Origin of the sequence: Microbacterium suaedae (genome assembly GCF_003254645.1) — a bacterium.
Taxonomy (GTDB): domain Bacteria; phylum Actinomycetota; class Actinomycetes; order Actinomycetales; family Microbacteriaceae; genus Microbacterium; species Microbacterium suaedae.
This window is the reverse complement of the sequence record NZ_PNFD01000003.1, coordinates 451,173-474,003: the sequence shown is the minus strand read 5'-3', so window position 1 is coordinate 474,003 and position 22,831 is coordinate 451,173. Positions and strand designations below refer to the sequence as shown.

General features: G+C 69.3%; 20 protein-coding genes. 12 read left to right on the top strand and 8 right to left on the bottom strand.

Annotated features, from left to right (window positions below; translation table 11 throughout):
• Positions 1 to 40: 40 nt before the first annotated feature.
• Positions 41 to 274, bottom strand: a complete 234-nt coding sequence (locus tag C0012_RS11735) for an SDR family oxidoreductase (RefSeq protein ID WP_232527907.1) — start codon at positions 272 to 274, stop codon at positions 41 to 43.
• Here C0012_RS11735 and C0012_RS15740 point away from each other — a divergent pair.
• The gene (locus tag C0012_RS15740) at positions 273 to 419 is read left to right on the top strand and encodes a hypothetical protein (RefSeq protein WP_232527906.1); all 147 of its coding nucleotides are present in this window, start codon (positions 273 to 275) and stop codon (positions 417 to 419) included. The genes C0012_RS11735 and C0012_RS15740 overlap by 2 nt on opposite strands.
• Before the next feature lie 241 nt (positions 420 to 660).
• Complete coding sequence (gene manD, locus C0012_RS11730) at positions 661 to 1,896, top strand: D-mannonate dehydratase ManD (RefSeq protein ID WP_110587991.1); 1,236 nt, start codon at positions 661 to 663, stop codon at positions 1,894 to 1,896.
• Between the two features lie 72 nt (positions 1,897 to 1,968).
• Here manD and C0012_RS11725 read toward each other — a convergent pair whose 3' ends face one another.
• Genes C0012_RS11725 through C0012_RS11715 form a run of 3 tightly spaced genes read right to left on the bottom strand, consistent with a single transcriptional unit; the run spans position 1,969 to position 5,274 of the window.
• Positions 1,969 to 2,709 (bottom strand): alpha/beta fold hydrolase, encoded by a 741-nt coding sequence (locus tag C0012_RS11725; protein WP_162621756.1) that lies wholly within the window; start codon positions 2,707 to 2,709, stop codon positions 1,969 to 1,971.
• Positions 2,706 to 4,232, bottom strand: coding sequence for an ABC transporter substrate-binding protein (locus C0012_RS11720; RefSeq protein ID WP_110587993.1), 1,527 nt, complete (start codon positions 4,230 to 4,232; stop codon positions 2,706 to 2,708). The genes C0012_RS11725 and C0012_RS11720 overlap by 4 nt, the downstream gene beginning before the upstream one ends.
• A gap of 37 nt (positions 4,233 to 4,269) precedes the next feature.
• Positions 4,270 to 5,274, bottom strand: a complete 1,005-nt coding sequence (locus C0012_RS11715) for a D-2-hydroxyacid dehydrogenase (protein ID WP_110587994.1) — start codon at positions 5,272 to 5,274, stop codon at positions 4,270 to 4,272.
• Positions 5,275 to 5,460: 186 nt separating this feature from the next.
• Between C0012_RS11715 and C0012_RS11710 the strand changes: the two genes are divergently transcribed.
• Genes C0012_RS11710 through C0012_RS11690 form a run of 5 tightly spaced genes read left to right on the top strand, consistent with a single transcriptional unit; the run spans position 5,461 to position 12,594 of the window.
• Entirely contained in the window at positions 5,461 to 6,438 is a 978-nt protein-coding gene (locus C0012_RS11710; protein ID WP_110587995.1) for an NAD(P)-dependent oxidoreductase, read from the top strand.
• Positions 6,435 to 8,522 (top strand): beta-galactosidase, encoded by a 2,088-nt coding sequence (locus tag C0012_RS11705; RefSeq protein WP_110587996.1) that lies wholly within the window; start codon positions 6,435 to 6,437, stop codon positions 8,520 to 8,522. Before C0012_RS11710 ends, C0012_RS11705 begins: the two co-directional genes overlap by 4 nt.
• A gap of 50 nt (positions 8,523 to 8,572) precedes the next feature.
• Positions 8,573 to 9,967 (top strand): FAD-binding oxidoreductase, encoded by a 1,395-nt coding sequence (locus C0012_RS11700; protein WP_110587997.1) that lies wholly within the window; start codon positions 8,573 to 8,575, stop codon positions 9,965 to 9,967.
• Positions 9,968 to 9,991: 24 nt separating this feature from the next.
• Complete coding sequence (locus C0012_RS11695) at positions 9,992 to 12,154, top strand: malate synthase G (protein ID WP_110587998.1); 2,163 nt, start codon at positions 9,992 to 9,994, stop codon at positions 12,152 to 12,154.
• Positions 12,151 to 12,594, top strand: a complete 444-nt coding sequence (locus C0012_RS11690; protein ID WP_110587999.1) for a GlcG/HbpS family heme-binding protein — start codon at positions 12,151 to 12,153, stop codon at positions 12,592 to 12,594. Before C0012_RS11695 ends, C0012_RS11690 begins: the two co-directional genes overlap by 4 nt.
• Before the next feature lie 18 nt (positions 12,595 to 12,612).
• Here C0012_RS11690 and C0012_RS11685 read toward each other — a convergent pair whose 3' ends face one another.
• From C0012_RS11685 to C0012_RS11680, 3 genes are all read right to left on the bottom strand, one after another.
• Positions 12,613 to 13,197 carry a hypothetical protein gene (locus tag C0012_RS11685; protein WP_111466952.1) on the bottom strand — a complete coding sequence of 195 codons (585 nt, stop codon included), beginning with the start codon at positions 13,195 to 13,197 and terminating at the stop codon, positions 12,613 to 12,615.
• Positions 13,194 to 13,343, bottom strand: a complete 150-nt coding sequence (locus C0012_RS15470; protein WP_162622938.1) for a hypothetical protein — start codon at positions 13,341 to 13,343, stop codon at positions 13,194 to 13,196. The genes C0012_RS11685 and C0012_RS15470 overlap by 4 nt, the downstream gene beginning before the upstream one ends.
• A 247-nt stretch (positions 13,344 to 13,590) precedes the next feature.
• Complete coding sequence (locus C0012_RS11680; RefSeq protein WP_110588001.1) at positions 13,591 to 13,812, bottom strand: hypothetical protein; 222 nt, start codon at positions 13,810 to 13,812, stop codon at positions 13,591 to 13,593.
• 239 nt (positions 13,813 to 14,051) lie between these two features.
• Here C0012_RS11680 and C0012_RS11675 point away from each other — a divergent pair, with 239 nt between their 5' ends.
• Both C0012_RS11675 and C0012_RS11670 read left to right on the top strand, forming a co-directional pair.
• Positions 14,052 to 15,593 carry an ABC transporter substrate-binding protein gene (locus C0012_RS11675; protein WP_110588002.1) on the top strand — a complete coding sequence of 514 codons (1,542 nt, stop codon included), beginning with the start codon at positions 14,052 to 14,054 and terminating at the stop codon, positions 15,591 to 15,593.
• 204 nt (positions 15,594 to 15,797) lie between these two features.
• The gene (locus C0012_RS11670; RefSeq protein ID WP_110588003.1) at positions 15,798 to 17,963 is read left to right on the top strand and encodes an MMPL family transporter; all 2,166 of its coding nucleotides are present in this window, start codon (positions 15,798 to 15,800) and stop codon (positions 17,961 to 17,963) included.
• Positions 17,964 to 18,024: 61 nt separating this feature from the next.
• Here the strand turns inward: C0012_RS11670 and C0012_RS11665 are convergent, their stop codons facing one another.
• On the bottom strand, positions 18,025 to 18,459 hold the full coding sequence (locus C0012_RS11665) for a MarR family winged helix-turn-helix transcriptional regulator (protein WP_110588004.1): 435 nt from the start codon (positions 18,457 to 18,459) through the stop codon (positions 18,025 to 18,027).
• 84 nt (positions 18,460 to 18,543) lie between these two features.
• On the opposite strand from C0012_RS11665, the gene C0012_RS11660 reads away from it, so the two are divergent.
• The 3 genes from C0012_RS11660 to C0012_RS11650 all read left to right on the top strand — a co-directional run bounded on the left by C0012_RS11660 (position 18,544) and on the right by C0012_RS11650 (position 22,753).
• On the top strand, positions 18,544 to 19,992 hold the full coding sequence (locus tag C0012_RS11660; protein ID WP_198411129.1) for an MFS transporter: 1,449 nt from the start codon (positions 18,544 to 18,546) through the stop codon (positions 19,990 to 19,992).
• Positions 19,993 to 20,061: 69 nt separating this feature from the next.
• The gene (locus C0012_RS11655; protein ID WP_110588006.1) at positions 20,062 to 20,709 is read left to right on the top strand and encodes a TetR/AcrR family transcriptional regulator; all 648 of its coding nucleotides are present in this window, start codon (positions 20,062 to 20,064) and stop codon (positions 20,707 to 20,709) included.
• Positions 20,710 to 20,725: 16 nt separating this feature from the next.
• Complete coding sequence (locus C0012_RS11650; protein ID WP_162621757.1) at positions 20,726 to 22,753, top strand: hypothetical protein; 2,028 nt, start codon at positions 20,726 to 20,728, stop codon at positions 22,751 to 22,753.
• Positions 22,754 to 22,831 lie beyond the last annotated feature (78 nt).

The following is a 22,831-nucleotide window of genomic DNA, read 5'->3' as shown; positions in this document are numbered from 1 at the left end:
CGCCCCCGGCCGACGGCCGGGGGCGCTCGTTGAGGGGGCGCTACTGCACTGACCAGCCGCAGTCGGAGGGCAAGACGACGCCGTTGAGGTTGACGGCGTCGTCGGACAGCAGGAAGATGATCGACGCGGCGAGCTCCTCGGCCGTGGCGACCGTCGGGATCTGGCTCTGGAACGGATTCAGATGCACCGAGCCCGCCTCCGACACGCTCGGGGGAAGAGGAATCCAGGTGGCGACGCCGCCCGCCGCCATTGCGTTGACGCGGTGGTTCTGCATGGCGTTGCTCGTGTCGTGGAGCGGCGAGAAATCGTCGTTGATGCTCGCGATGTTCGCGGGGCCGTCGAAGCGGTCGCCAGAGGCGGTGAGGATCTCGTCGATCGACTCCTACTGCGTGATGTCGCCGGTGATGGACGCCACGTAAGGGGTCGAGGGGCTCGGCGGAGACGTCGGCGGCTTCGAGCAGCTCCCAGATGAGGGGGTCACCCTCGGGACTGTCGAGCCATTCGCCGATCGTGGAGGTAGCGATGGGGGGGCATGGTGCGCCTTTCTGTCGTGATTCGTTCGTCTTCGCCTCCCTCACGTTGCGATGCATGTGGCAACCGATTGACAACATGGGTCGCCGCACGCTTCAATGGAGGCGTCACGCAATCGAAGGAGATGCCATGATCATCGACAGGGCAGAGGTCATCGTCACGAGTCCGGACCGGAATTTCGTGACGCTGAAGCTCACGACGTCCGACGGCGTCACAGGGCTTGGCGACGCGACCCTCAACGGCCGCGAGCTCGCCGTCGTGGCCTATCTGCAGGAGCATGTCGTCCCACTGCTGATCGGTCGGGATTCGTCGCGCATCGAGGACACGTGGCAGTTTCTGTATCGCGGCGCGTACTGGCGTCGGGGTCCCGTGACGATGGCGTCGATCGCCGCCGTCGACATGGCGCTGTGGGACATCAAGGGCAAGATCGCCGGGATGCCCGTGCATGAGCTGCTTGGCGGCGCCTCGCGCGACGGTCTGCTCGCCTACGGGCACGCGTCGGGCAAGGAACTGCCCGAGCTCTTCGACTCAGTGCGTGAGCACCTCGATGAGGGATATCGCGCGATCCGGGTCCAGTCGGGGATTCCCGGGCTGAAGGCGATCTATGGGATCGCTTCGCAGTCGGCCGACACAGGCGGCGGGGCGCGCTACGATCACGAGCCCGCCCGCCGCGGTGCGCTGCCGGTGCAGGAGGACTGGGATACCCGCGCGTATCTGCGGCACCTGCCCGGCGTCTTCGAAGCGGTGCGGAACGAATTCGGTCCGGAGATCCCGCTGCTGCATGACGGGCACCACCGGATGACGCCGATCCAGGCGGCGAAACTCGGGAGATCGCTCGAGCCGTATGACCTGTTCTGGCTGGAGGACTGCACCCCGGCCGAGAATCAAGAGGCGCTGCGCCTGGTGCGGCAGCATACGACGACGCCGCTGGCGATCGGCGAGATCTTCAACACGATCTGGGACTTTCAGGACCTGATCAGCGAGCAGCTTATCGACTACGTGCGCGGTGCGGTCACGCACATGGGCGGCATCACGCCGCTGAAGAAGACGATGGACTACGCGGCGATGTATCAGATCAGGTCCGGGTTCCACGGGCCCACCGACATCTCGCCCGTCGGGATGGCGGCGCAGGCGCACCTGGGGCTCGCGATCCACAACTTCGGGATCCAGGAGTACATGCAGCACGGCGACAAAACCAACGAGGTATTCCAGCAGTCGTACACGTGGCGGAACGGTCTGCTGCACCCGGGCACGAAGCCAGGGCTCGGCGTCGAGCTCGACGTCGACGAGGCGGGGAAGTACCCGTACGAGAGAGCGTACCTGCCGTACAACCGCCTCGCCGACGGTACCGTGCACGACTGGTAGGCGCGATCGTGACGAGGGGGCACCGGCGACGCCGGTGCCCCCTCGTCATGCGCCTCGCTCGGAGGCGACCGATCACGACGCGCGCAGCTGCTCGATCAGCAGGCGGGCGACGGTCTCCGGGTGGGACGCCGGGACGAGGTGCCCCGCGTCCGGAACGATTGTGTGGGAGGCATGCGGGATCCCGTCGACGATGCGGCGCTGGTGCTCGACGGGATTCGCGTTGTCGAGCTCCCCGGAGACGATGAGCGCCGGCTGCTCGATGCGGGAGAGCTCGCCCGACACGTCGGCCTCGGCGAGAAGATCGCACGCCCGCGCGTAGCCGTCATCGGGTGTCGCCGCCAGCATCGACGCGAAGCGGCCGACGAGGGCGGGGTGCGCGTCCTGGAACACAGGGGTGAACCATCGATTGAGTACGGCGGGGACGAGCGGAGCGAGGCCCACCTCCCGAACCGCCGCCGCGCGTTCGATCCAGACGTCGCGCGGGAAGCGGGCAGCGCAGCACATCGCCGTGACGGTGACGAATCGGTCGGGCCGCGTGGCCGCGGCGTGCAGGGCCACGATCCCCCCGAGCGACACGCCGGCGACGTGCGCGCGAGCGATCCCGCGTTCGTCGAGCGCGGCGACCGCGTCGTCCACCATGTCGTCGAGTGCGAATGGCGCCGCATCGTCGCTGTGACGCTGATCGCGCTGGTCGAACGTTACGGCGTCGACGTCGTCGGGGAGCGAGTGGCGCACCCCGTCCCACAAGGCCGCGCGCGTCGCGAGCGAGTTGAGCAGCACGATACTCGTGCGTTCGTCTCCGGCGGGGATCACGGTGCCCCGAACTCGCGGATGTCCTGGAGGGATGTGGATCCGCCGACGTATGCGACGGCATCGCTCATGGCCCAGGTCGACGACTGCAGGAACATCGGTACGTACCACCCCTGTTCGACGACGTGCTCGTTCATCTCGCGGTAGATCTCGTTCGCCTTCTCGGGATCGCCCTCGGTCTGCAAGTCCGCGAGCAGGCCGTCCATGACGTTGTCTCGATGGTGGAAGGGATTCTGCGAGCCGTCGGGCGCGAAGTAGAGGGAGCTAATGCGCGACGGGGCCGCCATGCCTCCGAAGTTGAAGTACATGCCCCAGTCCGTGGTCTGCCCCGACTGGGACGCGGGCACGGGCTCCCAGTCCACCGTGATCCCGACGTCCTTGAGCCCCTGCGTGATGCTGGCCTGGAAGTGGGTCACGAAGAGACTCTCGGGCATCGCGAGGGTGAAGCCGTCCTCGTAGCCGGCCTCGGCCAGCAGGCGCCGCGCCTCGTCGGGATCGTACTCGTAGCGATCCGTGAGCTCTTTGACGTACGCCGGCGATGAGCTGTTGAACAGCTGCGACGCCGGCGTCCCGGCGCCGCCGAGGAGGCCGTCGATCATGCCCTGCTTGTCGAGCGCATAATTGATCGCCTGGCGGACGCGCACATCCGCGAGCGGCTCGGCGACCTCGCCGCCTCGGTCGGCGATGACGATCGACCCCAGCGACGCGCCTTCGACGGTCGTGAGCTCCAGACCGTTCGACTCGGCCTGTCCGGCGAGCTGGGCCTCGATGGTGCCCGCGTCGATCTCACCCGCGATGAGCGCGTTGAACTGGGCCGTCCGGTCCTGCATTACCCGCACGGTGATCGTCTCGAACGGATAGGTCTCGGCGTTCCAGTGGTCGTTGCGACGCTCGAGAACGTAGGTCGTTCCGTCGGCCGTGCGCTCCTCGTCGAGCGCGTAGGGGCCCGATCCGACGGGGTCGAGCGTGTCGGCGTCGGCCTCGATCGCGTCGGGCTCGGCGATCGCCCCGGCGCCGTAGGACAGCGCGACGAGCAGGTTTGGATCCGGCTCGCTGAGCGCGAGGACGACCGTGCGCTCGTCGGGGGCGCTCACGGACGAGACCGCCGCGAGGTTGCTCTGCTGGGGGCCGGGGGTGGTGCGCGTGCGCTCGAGCACACCGGCGACGTCCGCGGCCGTGACGGGGTCGCCGGTCGAGTAGGTCATCCCTTCGCGGAGGGTGAGCGTGAGGGTCTTTCTGTCGTCGGAGTATTCCCAGGTCTCCGCCGCGTTCGGCGTCACCTTGCCCGTCGTGTCGCTGTACAGGAGGGTGTCGTAGAGGGCGCCCCAGAGGTACCGCTGCTGCCCGTCGTGCAGCTGCGCGGGATCGAACGAGTTCGGGGGCGCCTGGACGGTCATGGTCATCTTGGCGTCGGAGCCGTTCGACTCGCCCTCCGTCCCCGATGTGTCGCCGGAGCCGCACGCGGTGAGCGTCACGGCGATGGTCGTGGCGGCGGCGATCGCCGCGGCGCGGGTGGGGTGAAGCATCTTGTCTCCTTCGACGAGTGTTCCGGTCGTGCGGGCGTCAGCCCTGGGTGTAGAGGTCGCGCGGCGTCATGGCGTTGAGCATCGGCTCGCCACGGCGGTAGCGCCGGGCGTTCTCGGCGATGATGTCGATCGATCGCTGCGTGCGATCGGCCAGCTTCGGGGTGATGTGCGGCGTGATGAGCACGTTCGGCATATCCCAGAGCGGCGACTCATCGGGGAGGGGCTCCGGCGTCGTGACGTCGAGCCCCGCGCCGGCGATCTCGCCTCTGCGCAGCGCGTCGATGAGGGCGTCCTGGTCGACGACCGGCCCCCGAGCCATGTTGATGAGAGTGGCGTTCGGGCGCATTTGGGCGAGCTGGGACGCGCTGATCAGGTGGTGCGTCTCGTCGCTGAGGGGCACCGCGAGCATGACGACATCGGACTCGGCGAGCAGTTCGTCGACACTGTCGCCGTGGTCGGCGGAGAACATTCTGTCGACGCTCGGCGGGGTTTCCCCCTTCGAACGGCGGTAGCCGAGCACGCGCATGCCGAATGCCTTTCCGAGAGCGGCCATCGCCGTGCCCGTGTGGCCCAGCCCGATGACGCCCAGCGTCTGGCCCGATAGGGCGAGGCGATTCTGGTAGTCGGGGAGACCCTGCCAGACGTGCTCCTCCTGCATGCGGTGCAGCCCGCGTGCATCGAACGCGAGACCCAGGGCGAAGTAAAAGGCGTGCTGGGCGAGCGCCGGCGCCGAGCGGCCTGCCGACCCGGTCACGATCAGGCCGCGCGCGAACACCTCGGGCCGGGCGGACTTCGTCAGCCCCGAGTGGTCGCAGTGGACCCAGCGCAGATTCGGGGCTTCGAGGAATCGGTCGTCGAGGTCGATCGGGAGGATCGCCACCTCGGCACGCTCGAGAGCCTCGGCGACACGGTCGAACTCGCGGGGATGGACGTGAATGAACTCCTCGGCGCCGATCGCGTCACGGAGTCGGCCGATCTCCTCGTCGCTCCACAGGAGCGTCGACAGCACGGTGCCGATCGTGTGCTGGTCCGGTTCGGTCATGACGGGCGGGTCCTCTCCTCGGCGACGTCGACGTCGCAGTCCGGTGGACCTCATCGTGCTACGGATGGCGCAGTGCGTCAATCGGTTGACGAAAATGTGATTCCGTTCCGGCGCTGCTCCGCGTAGCGTGGTCAGGGGCTGCCCTGCATTGTCGAAGACCCTGACGTCATCGTAAGAAGGAAGGCGATGAGCTTCTGGGGTCGCGACGGATCTTCGGATGCGTTACGGTGGTCGTCAATCGGTTGCCGATCGGTGGTCCGACAGTGGATTTCTCACCGACGAGAGGAGTGTCGAATGGCGAAGATCGCCTTCATCGGTCTGGGTATCATGGGTCTGCCCATGGCCCGCAACCTCGCCCGGGCCGGTCACGCCGTCACCGGAATCGTCCGATCGGATGCCGCCGCGGAGCGCGCCGCGCAGGCGGGGCTCGCCGTCGTCCGGGACGTCGCGGCGGCGACCGCGGACGCGGACGTCGTCATCACGATGCTCCCGGACACTCTCGACGTCGAGTCCGTCGTCGACCAGGTCGTTCCCGCCCTGAAGCCCGGCGCTGTCGTCATCGACATGAGCACGATCGATGCGGAGGCGACGCGCGCGCTGGCATCGAGGGTCTCCGCAGCCGGTGGTCGATACCTTGACGCGCCGGTCAGCGGAGGAGAGGCGGGCGCGGTCGATGCGGTTCTGTCGATCATGGTCGGCGGCTCGGACGACGACGTCGCCGATGTGCGGTCGCTCCTCGAAGACATGGGGCGAACGATCGTCCACGTCGGGCCGGTCGGCGCCGGCCAGGTCGTCAAAGCGGCCAATCAGCTCATCGTCGCCGGCAACATCCAGCTCGTCGCTGAGGCGATTGTGCTCCTGCAATCTCAGGGGGCGCAGCTCACGGCTGCTCTCGAGGTGATCGGGGGCGGCCTCGCCGGCAGCACGGTGCTCGAGCGGAAACGCGACGCCATGCTGGATCATCAGTTCGATCCCGGTTTCCGGCTCGCGCTCCACGCGAAGGATCTGGGGATCGTGGAACGCACCGCCGGGTCCGACGGACTCTCGCTCCCCCTCACGGCGGCGGTCACCCAGCTCGTGCGGGCGCTCGTCGCGCGCGGCGACGGGGGCCTGGATCACTCGGCCCTGCTCAAGCTGGCTGAAGAGATGAACGGTTCGCGATGACCTCGGCCTCGATCGATTGGACGCAACCCGACACGGTGCGTCGTCTCTCCGCTGACAGCCGCTGGCGCGCGCCGTTCCAGGTTCTGCAGACGAATCTGCAGCCGGTCGACGCCCTCATGGACGCGGGCGCCGCCGTCGATGCGGCGATCGACTGCGGTGCGGACACCTGGCTTCTCAACGCGGGTGGGATCCTCTCGTTCCACCCCAGCGATCTTCCGTTCCAGACGCGCGAGCCCCTGCTTCGAGAGCGGCCGTCGGGCGATCTGTTCGGCGATGCCGTCGCGGCGGCGCACGCGAAGGGCGTGAAGGTGATCGCGCGATTCGACATGTCGAAGCTGCCAGCGCGCATCGCCGATGAGAATCCCGAGTGGCTCTATCGCGACGTCGACGGCGCACCGCAGATGTATAACGGCCTGGCGAGTGCGTGCCCGTCTGCTGCGTACTACCAGGAGCGCACGTTCGACGTCGTCGACGAAGTGCTCGAGCGGTACGACGTAGACGGCGTCTTCTTCAACTGGTTCAACTTCAACGAGCGCGACTACAGCGAGGTGATGCACGGGCCCTGCCACTGCGCCGCGTGCCTCGCCGGCTTCGCGGCGTTCTCCGGCGGTGCGGCGCACCCCGAGGGCATGCGATCGCCGACCTTCGGAAGGTGGCGCCAGTATACGGCGTGGGTGCTCGCCGACCTCACGGCGCGGATCGTCGATCACGTGGAATCGTTCGACCGCGACATCGCGGTCGTTCTGAGACGCGGCGCTCCGGTCGAGTATCTCGAGGGGAACAACGCGTTCCGAGCGATGCCGGGCAAAGAGCTCTGGCCCTACGCCACGGGCGAGGCCGTCAGCGCCGCGACGGCGACGGATCCCGAAGCCGCCGTGCTCGTCAACTGCGTCGCCTTCGTCGATTCGACCTACCGGATGGCGCCCGAGGAGGCCGAGCATTTCGCACAGCACCTGGTCCAGGCGATCGCGCGCGGCGGGAACCCCTCGGCCTACTACTTCGGTGCTCCCGGGCGCCTGCCGATGAGCGCATCGATCGCGGTCGGTCGAGAGGTGATGCGTTTCCGCGCGGCACACCGCGCACTGTACGACGGCCTGCGCACCGCGGCCGAGATCGCTGTCGTGCGCCCCGACTTCGGATCGGCGCCTCCGGGCGGGTATTGGGATCTCGTCGAGGAGTACCGCGGCGTCCATCAGGCGCTGACCGAACGCCACCTGTCGTTCGACGTCGTACCGATCGACCGTGTGGGCGCTGTCGCAAGTGCGGGAGGCCTCGACCGGTACGCGCTCGTCGTGCTGCCGGATCTCGGCGGTCTGCGCGGTGCCGGATCCGAGCTCGACACGTACGTCGAACGGGGCGGATCCCTTCTCACCACGGGCAGCTCCGGCATCGGTGACGACGGTGTCGAACTGCGCACGAGCCCCGCGAGCGGAAGGGTCTCACCGCCCGTCACCGGAACCGATCTGCGCTCGTCCTACGCTTCGACGAACGCGCAGCCCCGCGCCGACCGCCTCGCCTACGAAGGGCCGATCGTGCCCGTGGCGGGGCGGCTCGAACGGCTGCGCTGGGCGGAAAACACCGAGCGGTTCGGGGGCATCCTGCCGCAGGCGCCCTTCGGTCCGCCCGAGTACGCCTTCGGGCACGTCGTCGGCGGCGACCCGGTCTGGGCGCGGCGTCGCGTCGGCGCCGGATCAAGCGCGATCATCCCGTGGACCATCGGGCGCACATATCGCGAGTTCGCGAAGACTGACGCGCGCGACCTGTTCGTCGACATCGTGCGCGCGCTCGTGCGGCCCACGATCGAGCTCGAGGCGCACGAGGCCGTCGAGATCGTGATCGGACGCAGCGGCGACGACCTCGTCGCGCACCTCATCAACCACTCCGGGCTGCGGCGTCGATCCTACGGTCCGCACGTACCGATCGATCGCGCCCGGCTGCGGCTGCGGGGTCGCGCAGGCGAACAGGTCGTCGCCCATGCGCTTCATGCCGACGTCCGGCTCGAGGCGTTTGTCGAGGGCGACGATCTCGTGATCCCGCTGCCGCGGCTCGGCCTCTTCGAGGCCGTCACCGTGTCCGACTCCTGACCGACGGGCTGCTCGAGACCCGTCATCCGACTCAGAGCTGAGGGAGAAAGATGGTCGATCAAACCGCGACCGGAGCCGCGAAGCCACCCCTGGTCGAACTCATCGACGCGCTTCCCGATGTCGAGGTGCTCACGGATCCCGAGTCGACGGAGCCGTATCGCCGCGACCGCGCGAACGATCGCAACGTGGCGGTCCCGCTCGCCGTTGTGCTCGCGGAGCGCACCGAACACGTCCAGGCCGTGATGCGATGGGCGACGGCGAACGGTATCCCCGTCGTCCCCCGCGGTGCCGGCTCGGGGCTCTCGGGTGGTGCCTCCGCGGTCCAGGGCGGCATCGTGCTCTCGACGGAGCGCATGCGTGGTCTCTCCATCGACGAGACGACGCGCACAGCAGTGGTGCAGCCCGGCCTCATGAACGCGGAGGTGAAGGCGGCGGCCGCAGAGGTCGGCCTCTGGTACCCGCCGGATCCCGCATCCGCAGAGTTCTGCTCGATCGGCGGGAACGTCGCGACGAATGCGGGCGGTCTGTGCTGTGTGAAGTACGGCGTCACGACGGACTATGTGCTGGGCATCGAGGTCGTCCTCGCAGACGGGCGTGCCGTCCGCATCGGCGGTCCGCGTCTCAAGGATGTGGCCGGGCTCTCGATGCTGAAGCTGTTCGTCGGCAGCGAGGGCACGCTCGGGATCATCACGGAGATCACGCTCCGGCTCCTCCCTGCACCGATGGCGCCGCGCACCGTCGTCGGCTGGTTCGACAGCTCCGCGGCGGCAGGCGCCGCCGTGGCCGAGATCGCGCGCCGCATCCGTCCCTCAATGCTCGAGTACATGGACGGCGTGAGTATCGGCGCGGTGGAGGACGAACTGGCGATGGGCCTGCGCCGAGACGCCGCGGCGCTCGTGGTGGCGCGCTCGGACGATCGGAGTCCCACGGGTGAGGAGGTCGCCATCATGCTCGACGCGTTCGAACGCCACGGCGCGACCGAGTGCTTCGAGACGGCCGATGTCGAGGACGGCGAGCGATACGCGCACGCGCGGCGAATCGCGATCCCCGCCGTGGAGCGACTCGGTTCGCTCCTTCTCGAGGACGTCGGCGTCGCGATCCCCGAGCTCCCGCGTCTCATCAGTGGAGTCGAGCGGATCGCGGCCGAGAACGACGTGACGATCGCCTTCATCGCGCACGCGGGTGACGGCAACACGCACCCACTGGTGGTCGTCGATCTCGAGGATCGGGACATGGTCCGGCGGGCCGAGCGCTCCTATGGACAGATCATGGATCTCGCGATCGACCTGGGCGGCACGATCACGGGAGAGCACGGCGTCGGTCGGCTCAAGCGCCCGTGGCTCGTCGACCAGATCGGCGACGATCTCCTCGACGTCTCGCATCGTGTCAAGCGTGCGCTCGATCCCGCGGGGATCCTGAACCCCGGCACCATCTTCGCCGCGTGAGCGGCCGACCACGGAGGAACACCGATGGCTGAACGAGTGAAGGCCGCTGGCCTGCTCATTGACGAGGAACTGCACGCGTTCGTTGAGCGGGAGGCGCTGGACGGCACCGGAATCGACGCGCAGGCCTTCTGGGAAGGGCTCGCGCGAATCGTGGCCGACCTCGCGCCCCGGAATCGCGCGCTGCTCGAGGAACGCGATCGGCTGCAGGCCGAGATCGACCGCTGGCACCGCGAGAATCCGCTCCCGATCGATGCGGACGCCTATCGCACGATGCTCGAGGACATCGGCTACCTGCGTCCCGAGCCCGACGACATCGCGGTGACGACGAGCGGTGTCGACGACGAGATCGCGCGGGTGCCCGGCCCCCAGCTCGTGGTGCCGGTCTCTAACGCGCGATACGCGCTGAACGCCGCTAACGCGCGGTGGGGATCCCTCTATGATGCGCTCTACGGCACGGACGCGCTGCCTGGCTCCCCGGTCGGGCCCGGGTACGACGCGGCGCGCGGCGCGCAGGTCGTCGCGGCCGTGCGATCGCTTCTCGACGAGGTGGCTCCGCTCGAGGTCGGATCGCACGCGGACGCGACGGCCTACTCGATCGTCGGCGACGCGCTCGAGGTGCGTCTGTCCGGCGGGCCGACCGGCCTCGCGGATCCCGCGCAGCTCGTCGGGTGGGCGGGGGGGCCGAGCGCTCCCTCCGCGATCCTCCTCGTGCACAACGGACTTCACATCGACATTCGCATCGATCGATCCTCCCCGATCGGAGCCGCGGACGCGGCCGGCGTGTCCGACGTCATCCTCGAGGCCGCGACGACGACGATCGTCGACTTCGAGGACTCCGTCGCGGCGGTCGACGCGGCGGACAAGGTCGCCGCGTATCGCAATTGGCTCGGGCTCAATCGGGGCGAGCTGCGCGACACATTCACGAAGAACGGACGCACCGTCGAGCGAGAGCTCGCGGACGACCGCCGATACATGGCGCCCACGGGAGATGAGGTCGTGCTGCCGGGCCGCTCGCTCCTGTTCGTCCGCAACGTCGGCCACCTGATGACGACCGATGCGATCCTCGATGCCGACGGGGCGGAGATCGGCGAGGGCATCATGGACGCCGCGCTCACCGCGCTCACGGCCCTGCCCGGGATCGACGGAGCGAACCCGAGGCGCAACGGTCGCGAGGGATCCATCTACATCGTGAAGCCGAAGATGCACGGCCCCGACGAGGTCGCCTTCGCCGTCGAGCTGTTCTCCCGCGTTGAGGATCTGCTGGGGCTCCCGCCGCGCACTCTCAAGCTGGGGCTCATGGACGAGGAGCGGCGGACGACGGTCAATCTGAAGGCGTCGATCGGTGCGGCCTCGGATCGCATCGTCTTCATCAACACCGGCTTCCTCGACCGATCCGGCGACGAGATCCACACCTCCTTCGAGGCGGGCCCCTTCGTGCGCAAGGCCGCTATGCGCGACCAGCCCTGGATCTCGGCCTATGAGGACCAGAACGTCGACATCGGCCTCGAGGCGGGGCTCGCCGGGCGTGGTCAGATCGGCAAGGGCATGTGGGCGATGCCCGACCTCATGGCCGACATGCTCGAGAAGAAGATCGCCCACCCGCGGTCGGGCGCGACGACGGCCTGGGTCCCCTCGCCGACGGCCGCGACGCTGCACGCGATCCATTATCACCGTGTCGATGTACGCGAGCGGCAGGAGGCGCTGCGCGGAGCGCGTCGGGGCACGCTCGATGATCTCCTCACGGTCGCCGTCGTCGCGACGCCCGAGTGGAGCGACGCGGAACGTCGCGAAGAGCTCGACAACAACCTGCAGTCGCTGCTCGGCTACGTGGTGCGCTGGATCGACGACGGCGTCGGGTGCTCCAAGGTGCCCGACATCCACGACATCGGCCTGATGGAGGATCGAGCGACGCTGCGCATCTCGAGCCAGCACGTCGCGAACTGGCTTCGTCACGGGGTCGTGTCGGAGGAGGAGGTGCGGGAGAGCCTGCGCCGCATGGCCGCGGTCGTCGACGGCCAGAACGCGGCGGATCCCGAGTACCGCCCGATGTCCGAGGACCCCGACGCGAGCATCGCCTTCCAAGCGGCCTGCGATCTCGTCTTCGACGGCGCACGGCAGCCGAACGGCTACACCGAGCCGATCCTCCACCGGCGTCGCCGCGAGCACAAGGCGGCGAGCACCCGGTGACCGAGAACGAACAGGGAGAGAACATGGGACATTACGTCGAGACCGCCGTCGTCAGCCACGAGACCGCGCTCCGCGCGATCGACCTCGCGCTCGAGATCGGGGCGCGCCGCGGCGTGCGCGTCGCCGCGACCGTCGTCGATCCGAGCCTCGCGCTCGTGGCGTTCGCCCGCGCCGACGGCACGATGGCGCACAGCACCGAGACGAGTCGACGGAAGGCGAACACGTCGGCTTCGAGTCGGCGCCCGAGCGGATGGATGCAGGGCGAGTTCGCCGTCGCGCTGCCGATGGCGACGGGTCACCTGGTGACCAACATCCGCGGAGGCGTGCCGCTCGCAGCCGACGGACGTCACCTGGGCGGACTGGGCATCGCAGGCGGCACTCCCGACGAGGACGCCGAGATCGCCGCCGCGGTGCTCGCCGAGCTCGGGCTCGACGCCTGACGCGGCGGTCGTCGCGTCCTATGACGCGACGACCGCTCCTCCCGTGCGGAACCGCATCAGGCTCTGTCCGGCGAGGACGCGCAGGTGGTCCGCGCGCTCGTGAGAGAGCCTCAGTCTCTCGCGCGCACCGTCGTCGATCCGCTCGCGGACGAGCGAGGCGAACATCGGCGGCACCATGCAAAACGCGGTGCCCATGCCGAGGCATGCCAGGAACGCGGCCTCGTCCCGGCCGAAGAACGCGGGGGCGGCGAGAGTGAGCAGGACGACACCGACGAGGAACATCACGACCCCGCCGACGCCGGAGACGAGGCGGCCGCGGCGGGCGATGCGGCGCATGCGCGCGATCTCGTCATCGAGTTCGCCTTCCAGCACGTGCAGTCGATCGCGCTCGCGGATCTCCGCGGGTCGAGACAGCACGAGGCGCCGCCCCGACGATGCGCTCTCGAGGATGCGCCAGCCGAAGGCGGGGTAGTGGCGGCGGCAGGCGTCGGCCGTCGCCGGCGTGACGCGCAGGCGCCGAATCTCGTGGTGCGGGGTCGCGCCGGCTTCGGTTGCGAACTTGTGGGGTGCGACCGCGGTCCGATCGTGTCCGGCGGCGCTCATGCGGGCCGCCAGGTGCGTCGGTGCTCCGATGGAGCCGAGTCGCGCAGCGCGACGATCCGCAAGTAGGCCACCAGGTCGGCGGCGGCGGCGCTCCACACGCGGTGCGACGACGCGGGCTTCGGTGCGGGGATGGCGATCGTGTTCACGGGTGATCCTTTCGATGATGGGTGTCGTGTGCGATCCGCCGAGGAGGGGGATCCCCTGTGCCCCCAGAGCTCCTGGGATCCCCCTGGTCGGCGTTGTCGGCTCACGCGGTGCGCGAGCGGCGGATGATGAGCGTCGTGGCGGTTCCGATCGCGGCGACGACGGATCCGATGAGCAGCGTGCGCTTCATGGGCCTCTCCTTTCTCGTGTCAGCGGTGGGTCCGGGGCGACGGCGTCACTCGGAGGCGTTCAGACGGCGCGCGCGAGCGTCTCGCGCACGATGACGGGCCGCACCGGGGTCTCGGAGCGGCCGGACACGGCCGATCGCACGGCGAGCCCGAGGCGCAGCAGCCCGTACCCGACGATCACGGCGAGCGCGATGATGGGGATCAGCAGCCATGAGAGCAGGGTGGACACGGCGGCGAGAACGGCGATGCCGACCTCGGCCAGGTGGTTGTTTACGGTGTTCATTCGGGACTCCTCTGCGTCGATGAGTCCACTGTTCCGCGAACGCCGGGCGGGGGAATCCTCCCGGGGGAGCGATACGCGTACTGCGATCGGATGACGTCGCCGCGGAGTTCCGCAATGTGGGAAGAGGATTCTGGCAATCGGTTGACATGACATGATTCCGCACCCACACTGGATGTCACTTGTCACGAACATCAGTGACGGCACCCGGTTTCATCCGCAATTGCTCAAAGGGGAGTGGCATGGTTCACGCACATTCATCGACACGGTGGCGGCTCGTGGCAGCGGCGGCCCTCGCGGCGCTCGCCCTTGCGGGCTGCGGCGCGAGCGAGCCCGACGACGGCGGGGCGGCCGCCGACCCGGTCGAGCTCACGATCGCGGCGCAGTCGGGGCCGAACTCCCTCGATCCGGCCGAGCTGGCGAACGGGCAGCAGATGTTCGTCTGGACCTCGATCCTCGACACGCTCCTCGCGCGCGATCCCGAGACGGGCGACCTCGTGCCGCACGCCGCCGAGGCGTGGGAGTACGACGCCGACGGAACCGTGCTGACGCTCACACTGCGCGACGGCATGACGTTCAGCGACGGCACTCCGGTCGACGCCGACGCTGTCGTCGCGACGATGAACCGCACGCGCGCGACGCCCGGACCAGTGCAGCCGAAGTTCGATCAGGTGACCGAGATCGTGAAGACGGGGGATCTCGAGGTCGAGGTCCGATTCGAGCGGTTCGACCCGCAGTTCGTGCCGAACCTGGCGTACGGCGTCGGGGCGATCGGGCACCCCGAGACCCTCGACGACGCGCGCACGAGCACCGATCCGATCGGCTCGGGTCCGTTCACCCTCGACGTGGATGACACCGTCGACGGCACCACCTACGTCTTCGAGCGGCGCGACGACTACTGGGATGCCGACGCGATCGAGGTCGACGTCTTCACCGTGCGGGTCATGCAGGATCCGACGGCCGCATTCAACGCCCTGCAGACCGGGGAGGTCGACGCGGCTGGTGTGCAGGCGCAGCTCGTCGGTCAGCTGCCCGAATCTGACTTCACCTTCAGTACGACGGATGCCACCGGCGTGCTCCTCCTCGACTTCATCGGGCGGGGCGGCGACGACTGGCCTGCGCTTCAGGATCAGCGGGTGCGGCAGGCGCTCAACCTCGCGTTCGACCGAGACGGCATCGTCGACGGGCTCCTCGCGGGAGGGGGCATGAGCACGGTGCAGGTGTTCAACCCCGACGGCGCCGTGTACGACGAGTCGCTCGAGGGCACCTATCCGTACGATCCCGAGCGGGGACGCGAGCTCGTCGAGGAGGCGGGCTTCGCCGGCGAGACCTTCGAGATCCCCAGCACCTACCTGTCGACGGCCTTCGAGCCCACGATCTCGCAGGCCTTCGAAGACGTCGGGTTGAACGTCGAGTGGGTGTCGGTTCCTCCGCAGCAGGTGCAGTCAGCCGCGCAGTCGGGCGAGTACGGCATCGTGTTCCAGGTGTCGGGCTTCAGCTCGGAGTCCGAGGAGGCCTTCTCGCGCTACGCGGTCGGCGGGTACGGAAACCCCCTGAATCACACGGATCCGACGCTCGACGGTCTGTTCGAGACGGTCAACACGACGGTAGAGTTCGACGACGCGGTCCCCGCCTACCGCGAACTCAACGCGTACGCGACGGAACAGGCATTCGTCGTGCCGATCGCCTACACCGGATCCACCTGGGCGGGTCGTGACGGCATCGAGGTGTCGACGGTCGGCGGTCTTCCGCCGACGATCCGGTCGTTCGACTTCGGCGGTTGACGCCGCCCGGGTGCGGGTGCGCCATTCGAATGCCTCAGATTGCTCCAGCGGGCGCCGGTTGGAGCAATTCGAGGCTTTCGTGCGTCTCCCTCGGCCCGCTCGTCCGGACGCAGTACGACGGGCGCTTCGAGCGGACGACGTGCGGATCCCCCAGGCTCGGAATCGTGGAGGAGGTTCGACGACCGTCTTCTTCGAAAGGTTCGCATGTCCTCTCTTCTTGCCCGCGTGGGGCGATTCAGTGCTCGACACCGCTGGTGGGTGATCGTGGCCTGGATCCTCGTCTTCGCGTCGCTCGTCGGCCTGTACACGGTCGGCAGCCAGACACCATCAGACGCCGCCGCCGACCAGGGGCCATCCGACACCCCGGCTGCGCAGGCCCTCGACAGGATGGGCGACGAGTTCCCGGCCGGCGAGGACGGCGGCAGCACGCTGCAGCTGGTCTTCGCTCCCGAGGGCGGGGACGTCGCGGCCGCGGCCGACGACATCGCGGACGTGCTCGCCGAGGCGGAGGCGCTCCCGGGCGTCGACGCGGTCGCCGACCCGTTCGATCCGGCCGCGCACGGCATCTCGCCGGATCGCGAGATCGCGGTCGCGACCCTCAGCTACGGCGAGGTCGCCGAGGCGGATCAGGAGGCGCTCTACGACGCGGCACGTGAGCTGCAGGAGACGGCACCGCCCGGTCTCGGCGTCGAACTCGGCGGCAACCTCGTACCGCTCGGCGCACCGGCTCCCGGACCGGGCGAGGGGATCGGCGTCGTGCTCGCGCTCATCGTCCTGGCCGTCACGTTCGGATCCCTCATCGCCGCGGGCATCAACCTGCTGCTCGCCGTGTTCGGCGTCGGCATCGGCCTGGTCGGCGTGCTCGCGTACGGCGCGTTCGCGCCGCTTGGGGAGAACTCGATCATCCTCGCGTCGATGCTCGGTCTCGCGGTCGGGATCGACTACTCCCTGTTCATCCTCTCGCGATTCCGCATCGAGCTGCGGAAGGGGCGCGAGGTCGAGGACGCCGTCGCTCGGGCGACGGGCACCGCCGGCACCGCCGTCGTGTTCGCCGGGATGACGGTGATCGTCGCCCTTGTCGCGCTCATGGTCGCGGGCATGACGGTGATCACGGAGATGGGCATGGCCGCCGGCTTCGCGGTGGCCGTCGCCGTGCTGCTCGCGCTGACGCTGCTCCCCGCCTGCATGCGTCTCATGGGCGCCCGCGCCCTGTCTCGCCGGCAGCGAAAGGCCTGCGAGCGCGGGGAGATCTGGCAGGAGGGCGGCGAGCAGAAGCGCGGGCTGATCCGCGGATGGTCGAGCGTCGTCGTGAAGAAGCCCGTGACCTCGCTCATCTGCGGACTGATCGTCCTCGTGATCGCGGCGCTGCCGGTGCTCGACATGAAGACCGCGTCGCACGTGCCGGGTGGGACCGACCCGTCGTCGACGGAGCGCGCGGCCTACAACCTGATCCTCGACGGATTCGGGGGCATCCAGAGCCCGCTCATCGTGCTCGCCGAAGGGGAGGACATCGCCGAGCACGCGGCCGACATCGAGGCCGATCTCTCGAGTCTCGAGGGCGCGCACGCGGTGACGCCCGCCGAGGTGAACGACGCCGGCGACTACGCCCGGATCACGGTGATCCCCGAGGAGGGGCCGATCGCCGACTCGACCAAGGATCTCGTGCACGAGATCCGGGGCGACGCCGATGCGATCGACGGCGTGCACCTCGAGGTGACGGGAGAGACGGCGATCGGAATCGATCAGGACGCCGACATGATGCTGGCGCTGCTCATCTACATCGCGGTGATCGTCGCCATCTCGCTGGTTCTCATGATCGTGCTGTTCCGGTCCGTCCTGATCCCCATCGTCGCGACCGTCGGCTACCTGCTCTCCGTGGGCGCGTCGTTCGGAGCGAGCGTGGCGGTGTTCCAATGGGGGTGGCTCGGCATCCTGCCCGCGCCGCAGGGCGATCCGATGATGAGCCTGCTGCCGATCATCCTCGTCGGGGTGCTGTTCGGGCTCGCGATGGACTACCAGGTCTTCCTCGTCTCGCGGATCCAGGAGATGTATCGCGCGGGAATGGATCCGCGGCTCGCGATCCGCGAGGGCTTCGCGCGGTCCGGCCCCGTGCTGGCCGCGGCGGCGACGATCATGATCGTCGTGTTCGCCGGCTTCGCGCTGGCGGAGTTCGCCGTCGGCGCGGCGATCGCCTTCGGCCTCATGGTCGGGGTCGCGGCAGATGCCTTCATCGTGCGCATGGTGCTGATGCCCGCCCTGCTGAGTCTGCTCGGCAGGAGCGCCTGGTGGACCCCGAAGTGGCTCGATCGGGTCATCCCCGACGTTGACGTCGAGGGGCACGCCCTCGACGCGCCCGCCCGCGTCGGCTGACGCGTTCGCGAGCGCAGCGCCTCCGCGGCGGCCGGATCACGACCGCCGCGGAGGCCGGCGGTCATTCGGGCCGGACGGCGGCCCCATACGCGTCGACGACGCGGGCGAGCATGCCGAGGAAGTCCTCGGCCTCGTCCCCGAGGGCGGCCAGCGCGGCGTCGTGTGCGCCGAGTGACGCCGCGACCACGTCGTCGTACAGCTCGCGGCCGTGCTCGGTCGGGGCGAAGTGGCGCGCGGGTCCCGGGCCGTCGACGCGTCTGACGAGCCCCGCGGCGACGGCGGCGTGCACCTGCCGGTTGACCGTCGACTGCTCGAGGCGCAGCGCGTCGGAGATCTGCCGCAGCGTGCGCGGTTCGCCGCCGGAGAGGAGCCAGAGCAGGCGTGCGTCGGCGGTTCCGAGCGCGCTGCGCTGCTCCGCGAATCGGCGGTGCACGTCGAGGCGGGCGAGGAGCCCGGCGAGCTCGCGGTCGCGGCTGAGGGATCCGTCCTGCGTCATCCTTCTCTCCCGGTTTCGCGATCCAACGACATGTATGTAGCATACATGTGCACCGTTTATGTAACTTACACATCGAGGGACGAGATGAGCACTCAGAACCCCACGTCCACCGCGCGGGCCCTGGCGACCGTCGTCGTCCTGTGTTTCGGGAGCCTGTCCGCCGCGCTGATGCAGTCGCTCGTGATCCCGATCCAGAGCGAGCTTCCGCAGCTGCTCTCGACGAGCGCGAGCACGGCGTCGTGGGTCGTCACGGCGACCCTGCTCGGCGGCGGCGTGGCGATGCCCGTGAGCGGCCGACTCGCCGACATGTACGGCAGGAAGCCGGTCCTCGTCGTCTCCGCGGCGATCCTGCTGCTCGGATCCCTGGTCTGCGCCATCTCGAGCAGCGTCGGCTTCGTGCTGATCGGCCGGGTGCTGCAGGGCGTCGCGATGGGCTACATCCCCGTCGCAATCAGCATGGTGCGTGAGGCCGCGCCGGCGCACATGCGCAACACGGCCGTCGCCGGCGTCAGCGCCACCCTCGGCGTCGGCGGCGCGCTCGGTCTGCCGCTCGCGGCGTGGATCGCGCAGAGCTACGAATGGCACCTGCTGTTCTGGGTCGCCGCCGCGCTCGCCGTGGCGATGCTGGCCCTGACGGCGGCGGTCGTTCCCCACGTCGCCGGACCTCATCACGGACGCCTCGACGTCGTCGGCGCGGTCGGCCTCGCGGTCGGTCTCGTCGGTCTGCTCGTCGGCGTCTCGAAGGGAAACGACTGGGGCTGGACGAGCGTGCAGACCGTCGGCATGATCGCGCTCGGTGTCGTCGTGCTGCTGCTGTGGGGATGGTTCGAGCTGCGGCAGACCGATCCCCTGGTCGACCTTCGGACGACGGCGCGGCGGCCGGTTCTGCTGACGAACATCGCGGCCGTTCTGATCGGGTTCGGCATGATGGCGCAGTCGATCGTCGTGCCGCAGCTGCTGCAGATGCCCGAGAGCGTCGGCGGCCTCGGTCAGACGATCCTCATGGCAGGCATCTGGATGGCTCCCGGCGGTCTGATGATGATGCTCTTCACACCCGTGTCATCGTGGATGCTGACTCGTCTCGGCGCCCGCGTGACCATGGCCGTCGGCGCGGCCGTGCTCGCGGGCGGCTACCTCGTCGCGACGCTGCTGATGGCCGCGCCGTGGCAGCTGATGCTCGCCTCGTGTGTGATCTGCGCCGGTGTCGGGATCGGTTATGCGGCCATGCCGACGCTGATCCTCACGAACGTGCCGCGGTCGGAGTCGGCGGCGGGCGTCGGCCTCAACAGCCTCATGCGGTCGATGGGCACGACGATCGCGGGTGCCGTCATGGCGGTCGTGCTCACCTCGAACACAGTGGCCGTGGCGCCCGGCGTCCCCGAGGTCCCGGCCCGCGGTGCATTCCAGCTGTGTTTCGTCATTGGCGCCGTCGCGGCCGCCGTCGGCGCGCTGATCGTGCTCGGCATCGCGCGGGAGCGACGGTCGCCGGCCGAGCCGGGGCCGCGCGTCGACCGGGAGGCGGTCCCCGCCTGACGCGCACGAGTCGCTCGTGCCGCGTCGAATTCTCATATACACTCAGGATTCACAACCAGGGAGTGGACGATGCCGGAGAGGTCATCACGCGGTCCGTATGCCGTCTCGGATCAGCGGAGGCGCGCGATCGCCGACGCCGTCCTCGCGATCGTGGACGAGGATGGCCACAGCAGGGTGACGACGGCCCGCGTGGCGAGCCGGAGCGGTATTGCCGAGGCGACGGTGCTCTATCACTTCCCGACGAAGGGCCACATGCTCGTGGGAGCCCTCGAACGGGCCGACGAGATCGACGTCGCGCTCTCCGTGCCGGACGAATCACACGCGTCGCTCGACCTCGACTTCCTGCGCGAAATGGTGAACGCGCGCCCCCGGGCGGATGAGCCGCGCGCCAGGCTGCGGGAGATGCTGCGCGGGCAGGCGGCCACGGACGGCCATCCTGCCGCCGCGTACTTCGCCGGACGAGACGCCCGAGCTGTCCGCATCTTCACCGGGATCGTCGCGCGTCGCCGGGGCGAGGGCCTCGCCCACGCCGACGTGGATCCGGGCGTGGCTGCGCTGCAGATCCTCGCCCTGTGGGAGGGGATCAGCACCTTCGTCGCCCGCGTGGAAGGAGACCGCGACGTGGGCGCGCTGCTCGTCGACGGGATCCGCCGGTTGACGGGCGCCGACCGCATCACCGAGACGACGGATCCGACGCGGACGGACGGTGCCGCGTGACGACGAGAGGATGCCCATGACCGACCTCACGCGGTCCGCGCCAGCGATGGTGGACCTGACCGACGAGATCTTCGCGCACCCGTACATCGACATCGACGAGCCGCGAACGGATCCCGTCGAGCACCGGTATGTGCACGGCGGGTTCGCGGACACGCAGACGCGGTTCTCGCTCTACCTGCCCTCGGCGGAACGCTACGAGGGACGGTTCTTCCAGCACATCACGCCGGTCCCGTTGAGCGAGCACCTCGCACAGGCGGCGACGGGTCAGGAGGACCGGATCACGTTCGCGCATGACAGCGGCGCGTTCTTCGTCGAGACCAACGGCGGTGCGGACGCCGATCAGGGCCCCGGTGCCGCGTCGGATCCGACGATCACGGCCTACCGGGCGAACGCGGCGGTCGCGCGATACGCGCGCGTCGTCGCCGAGGCCGTCTACGGCCCGCACCGTGTCCACGGCTATGCCTACGGCGGCTCCGGCGGCGGATACCGCACGATCGGATCGGCCGAGAACACCACGGGGGCGTGGGACGGATTCGTCCCGTACGTGATCGGGAGCCCCGTCGCGATCCCCAACGTGTTCTCGGTGCGCATGCACGCGCAGCGTGTGCTGCGCGACGTGTTCGACGACATCGTGGACGCCGTCGAGCCGGGCGGCGAGCGCGACATGCGCGACGGTCTCACCCCGGAGCAGCGCGAGGCGCTCGACGAGGTCACGCGGATGGGATTCCCGCCGCGGTCGTGGTTCGGATGGCGCACCATGGGGATCCATGCGTTCAGCGCCCTCTACCCCGGGGTCGCACAGGCCGACCCGAGCTACTTCACGGACTTCTGGACGGAGCCGGGGTACCTCGGTGCGGATCCGTCGTCGTCGGTGCACCGCGACCGCCTGCAGTTCACGGGCGAGGTCGCGGGCCTCGTCACCCGCGCCGAGGCCCTCAGGGCGGGACTGATCGCGCAGCCGAGCGGCATCGAGGCCCGCGCCGGCGTCGATCGCGCATTCCGCGGCTCGCACCGCGACGATGAGGTCGTCGGCGTGCGGTTGTCGTCCGACACGGTCTCCAGTGAGACGTTCGCCGTGCTCGAGACGAGCGGAAGCGGATCCGTGCGATGTGCGGCGGAGCGGGTCGTCGACGGGGTCGCGATCCTCGATCCGACCGCGCGGGACGACGCGGAGCGGATCCGCGTGGGTGACCGGTGCACGCTCGACAACAGCGATTTCCTCGCCGCGCAGACCTACCATCGGCACCAGGATCCCGGTGCGCAGTACCCGGCCTGGCAGCAGTTCCGCGACGCGGACGGGGCGCCGATCCTCCCGCAGCGGTCGATGCTCCTCGGCCCGATGTTCACCGCCCACGCGAGCGGTTCCCTTCCGACCGGTGAGATCGCCGGCGGCAGGATGATCGTCGTCGCCTGCCTGCTCGACCGCGAGGCGTTCGCGTGGCAGGCCGACTGGTACCGCCAGCGCGTGGCCGAGCACCTCGGCGACGCCGCCGACGATCGATTCCGCCTCTGGTTCATCGACAACGCGCTCCACGGCGACGACGAAGAGCAGGAGCACCCGACGCACAGTGTCAGTTACATCGGCGCGCTGCAGCACGCGCTGCGCGCCGTGGCCGCGTGGGTCGAACGCGGCGTGGAGCCCGCCGAGACGAGCGGCTACGAGATCGTCGACGGGCAGACGATCGTCGCGGGCGACGCCCGCGATCGTCGCGGCGTGCAGCCCGTCGTGACTTTGACGGCGAACGGGTCTGAGCGCGCCGATGTCGCACGTGGCGAGACCGTGGCGCTTTGCGCGACGGTGGCGGTGCCGCCGCGGGCGGGTGCCGTGACGCGCGTCGAATGGGATCTCGACGGATCGGGCGCGTTCACGGACATCGTCGACGTCGACGGGCGCGCGAACATCGTTTCGGAGCGACGGTTCTCGTGGGACAACGGCGGCACGCGTTTCGTGACCGTTCGCGTGACATCGCAGCCCGCGGACGCCGTGGGGACGCCGCACGCGCGCACGTTCAACCTGGCTCGCGCGCGCGTCGTCGTCGGCTGATCCGTCCACGCGAGAAGGCCCCGTGGAGATCCTCCCGATCGACAGGATCCCCACAGGACGCGTGCGTGTACGGGAGAC

Excerpts from the sequence above, each read along its gene's own strand:
- C0012_RS15740 (WP_232527906.1), top strand. The coding sequence starts at position 273 with ATGGCGTTGCTCGTGTCGTGGAGCGGCGAGAAATCGTCGTTGATGCTC.
- C0012_RS11655 (WP_110588006.1), top strand. The coding sequence starts at position 20,062 with ATGCCGGAGAGGTCATCACGCGGTCCGTATGCCGTCTCGGATCAGCGG.
- C0012_RS11715 (WP_110587994.1), bottom strand. The coding sequence starts at position 5,274 with ATGACCGAACCGGACCAGCACACGATCGGCACCGTGCTGTCGACGCTC.
- C0012_RS11735 (WP_232527907.1), bottom strand. The coding sequence starts at position 274 with ATGCAGAACCACCGCGTCAACGCAATGGCGGCGGGCGGCGTCGCCACC.
- C0012_RS11710 (WP_110587995.1), top strand. The coding sequence starts at position 5,461 with ATGAGCTTCTGGGGTCGCGACGGATCTTCGGATGCGTTACGGTGGTCG.
- C0012_RS11670 (WP_110588003.1), top strand. The coding sequence starts at position 15,798 with ATGTCCTCTCTTCTTGCCCGCGTGGGGCGATTCAGTGCTCGACACCGC.
- C0012_RS11675 (WP_110588002.1), top strand. The coding sequence starts at position 14,052 with ATGGTTCACGCACATTCATCGACACGGTGGCGGCTCGTGGCAGCGGCG.
- C0012_RS11695 (WP_110587998.1), top strand. The coding sequence starts at position 9,992 with ATGGCTGAACGAGTGAAGGCCGCTGGCCTGCTCATTGACGAGGAACTG.
- manD (WP_110587991.1), top strand. The coding sequence starts at position 661 with ATGATCATCGACAGGGCAGAGGTCATCGTCACGAGTCCGGACCGGAAT.
- C0012_RS11720 (WP_110587993.1), bottom strand. The coding sequence starts at position 4,232 with ATGCTTCACCCCACCCGCGCCGCGGCGATCGCCGCCGCCACGACCATC.
- C0012_RS11680 (WP_110588001.1), bottom strand. The coding sequence starts at position 13,812 with ATGAACACCGTAAACAACCACCTGGCCGAGGTCGGCATCGCCGTTCTC.
- C0012_RS11705 (WP_110587996.1), top strand. The coding sequence starts at position 6,435 with ATGACCTCGGCCTCGATCGATTGGACGCAACCCGACACGGTGCGTCGT.
- C0012_RS11650 (WP_162621757.1), top strand. The coding sequence starts at position 20,726 with ATGACCGACCTCACGCGGTCCGCGCCAGCGATGGTGGACCTGACCGAC.
- C0012_RS11685 (WP_111466952.1), bottom strand. The coding sequence starts at position 13,197 with ATGAGCGCCGCCGGACACGATCGGACCGCGGTCGCACCCCACAAGTTC.
- C0012_RS11665 (WP_110588004.1), bottom strand. The coding sequence starts at position 18,459 with ATGACGCAGGACGGATCCCTCAGCCGCGACCGCGAGCTCGCCGGGCTC.
- C0012_RS11660 (WP_198411129.1), top strand. The coding sequence starts at position 18,544 with ATGAGCACTCAGAACCCCACGTCCACCGCGCGGGCCCTGGCGACCGTC.
- C0012_RS11700 (WP_110587997.1), top strand. The coding sequence starts at position 8,573 with ATGGTCGATCAAACCGCGACCGGAGCCGCGAAGCCACCCCTGGTCGAA.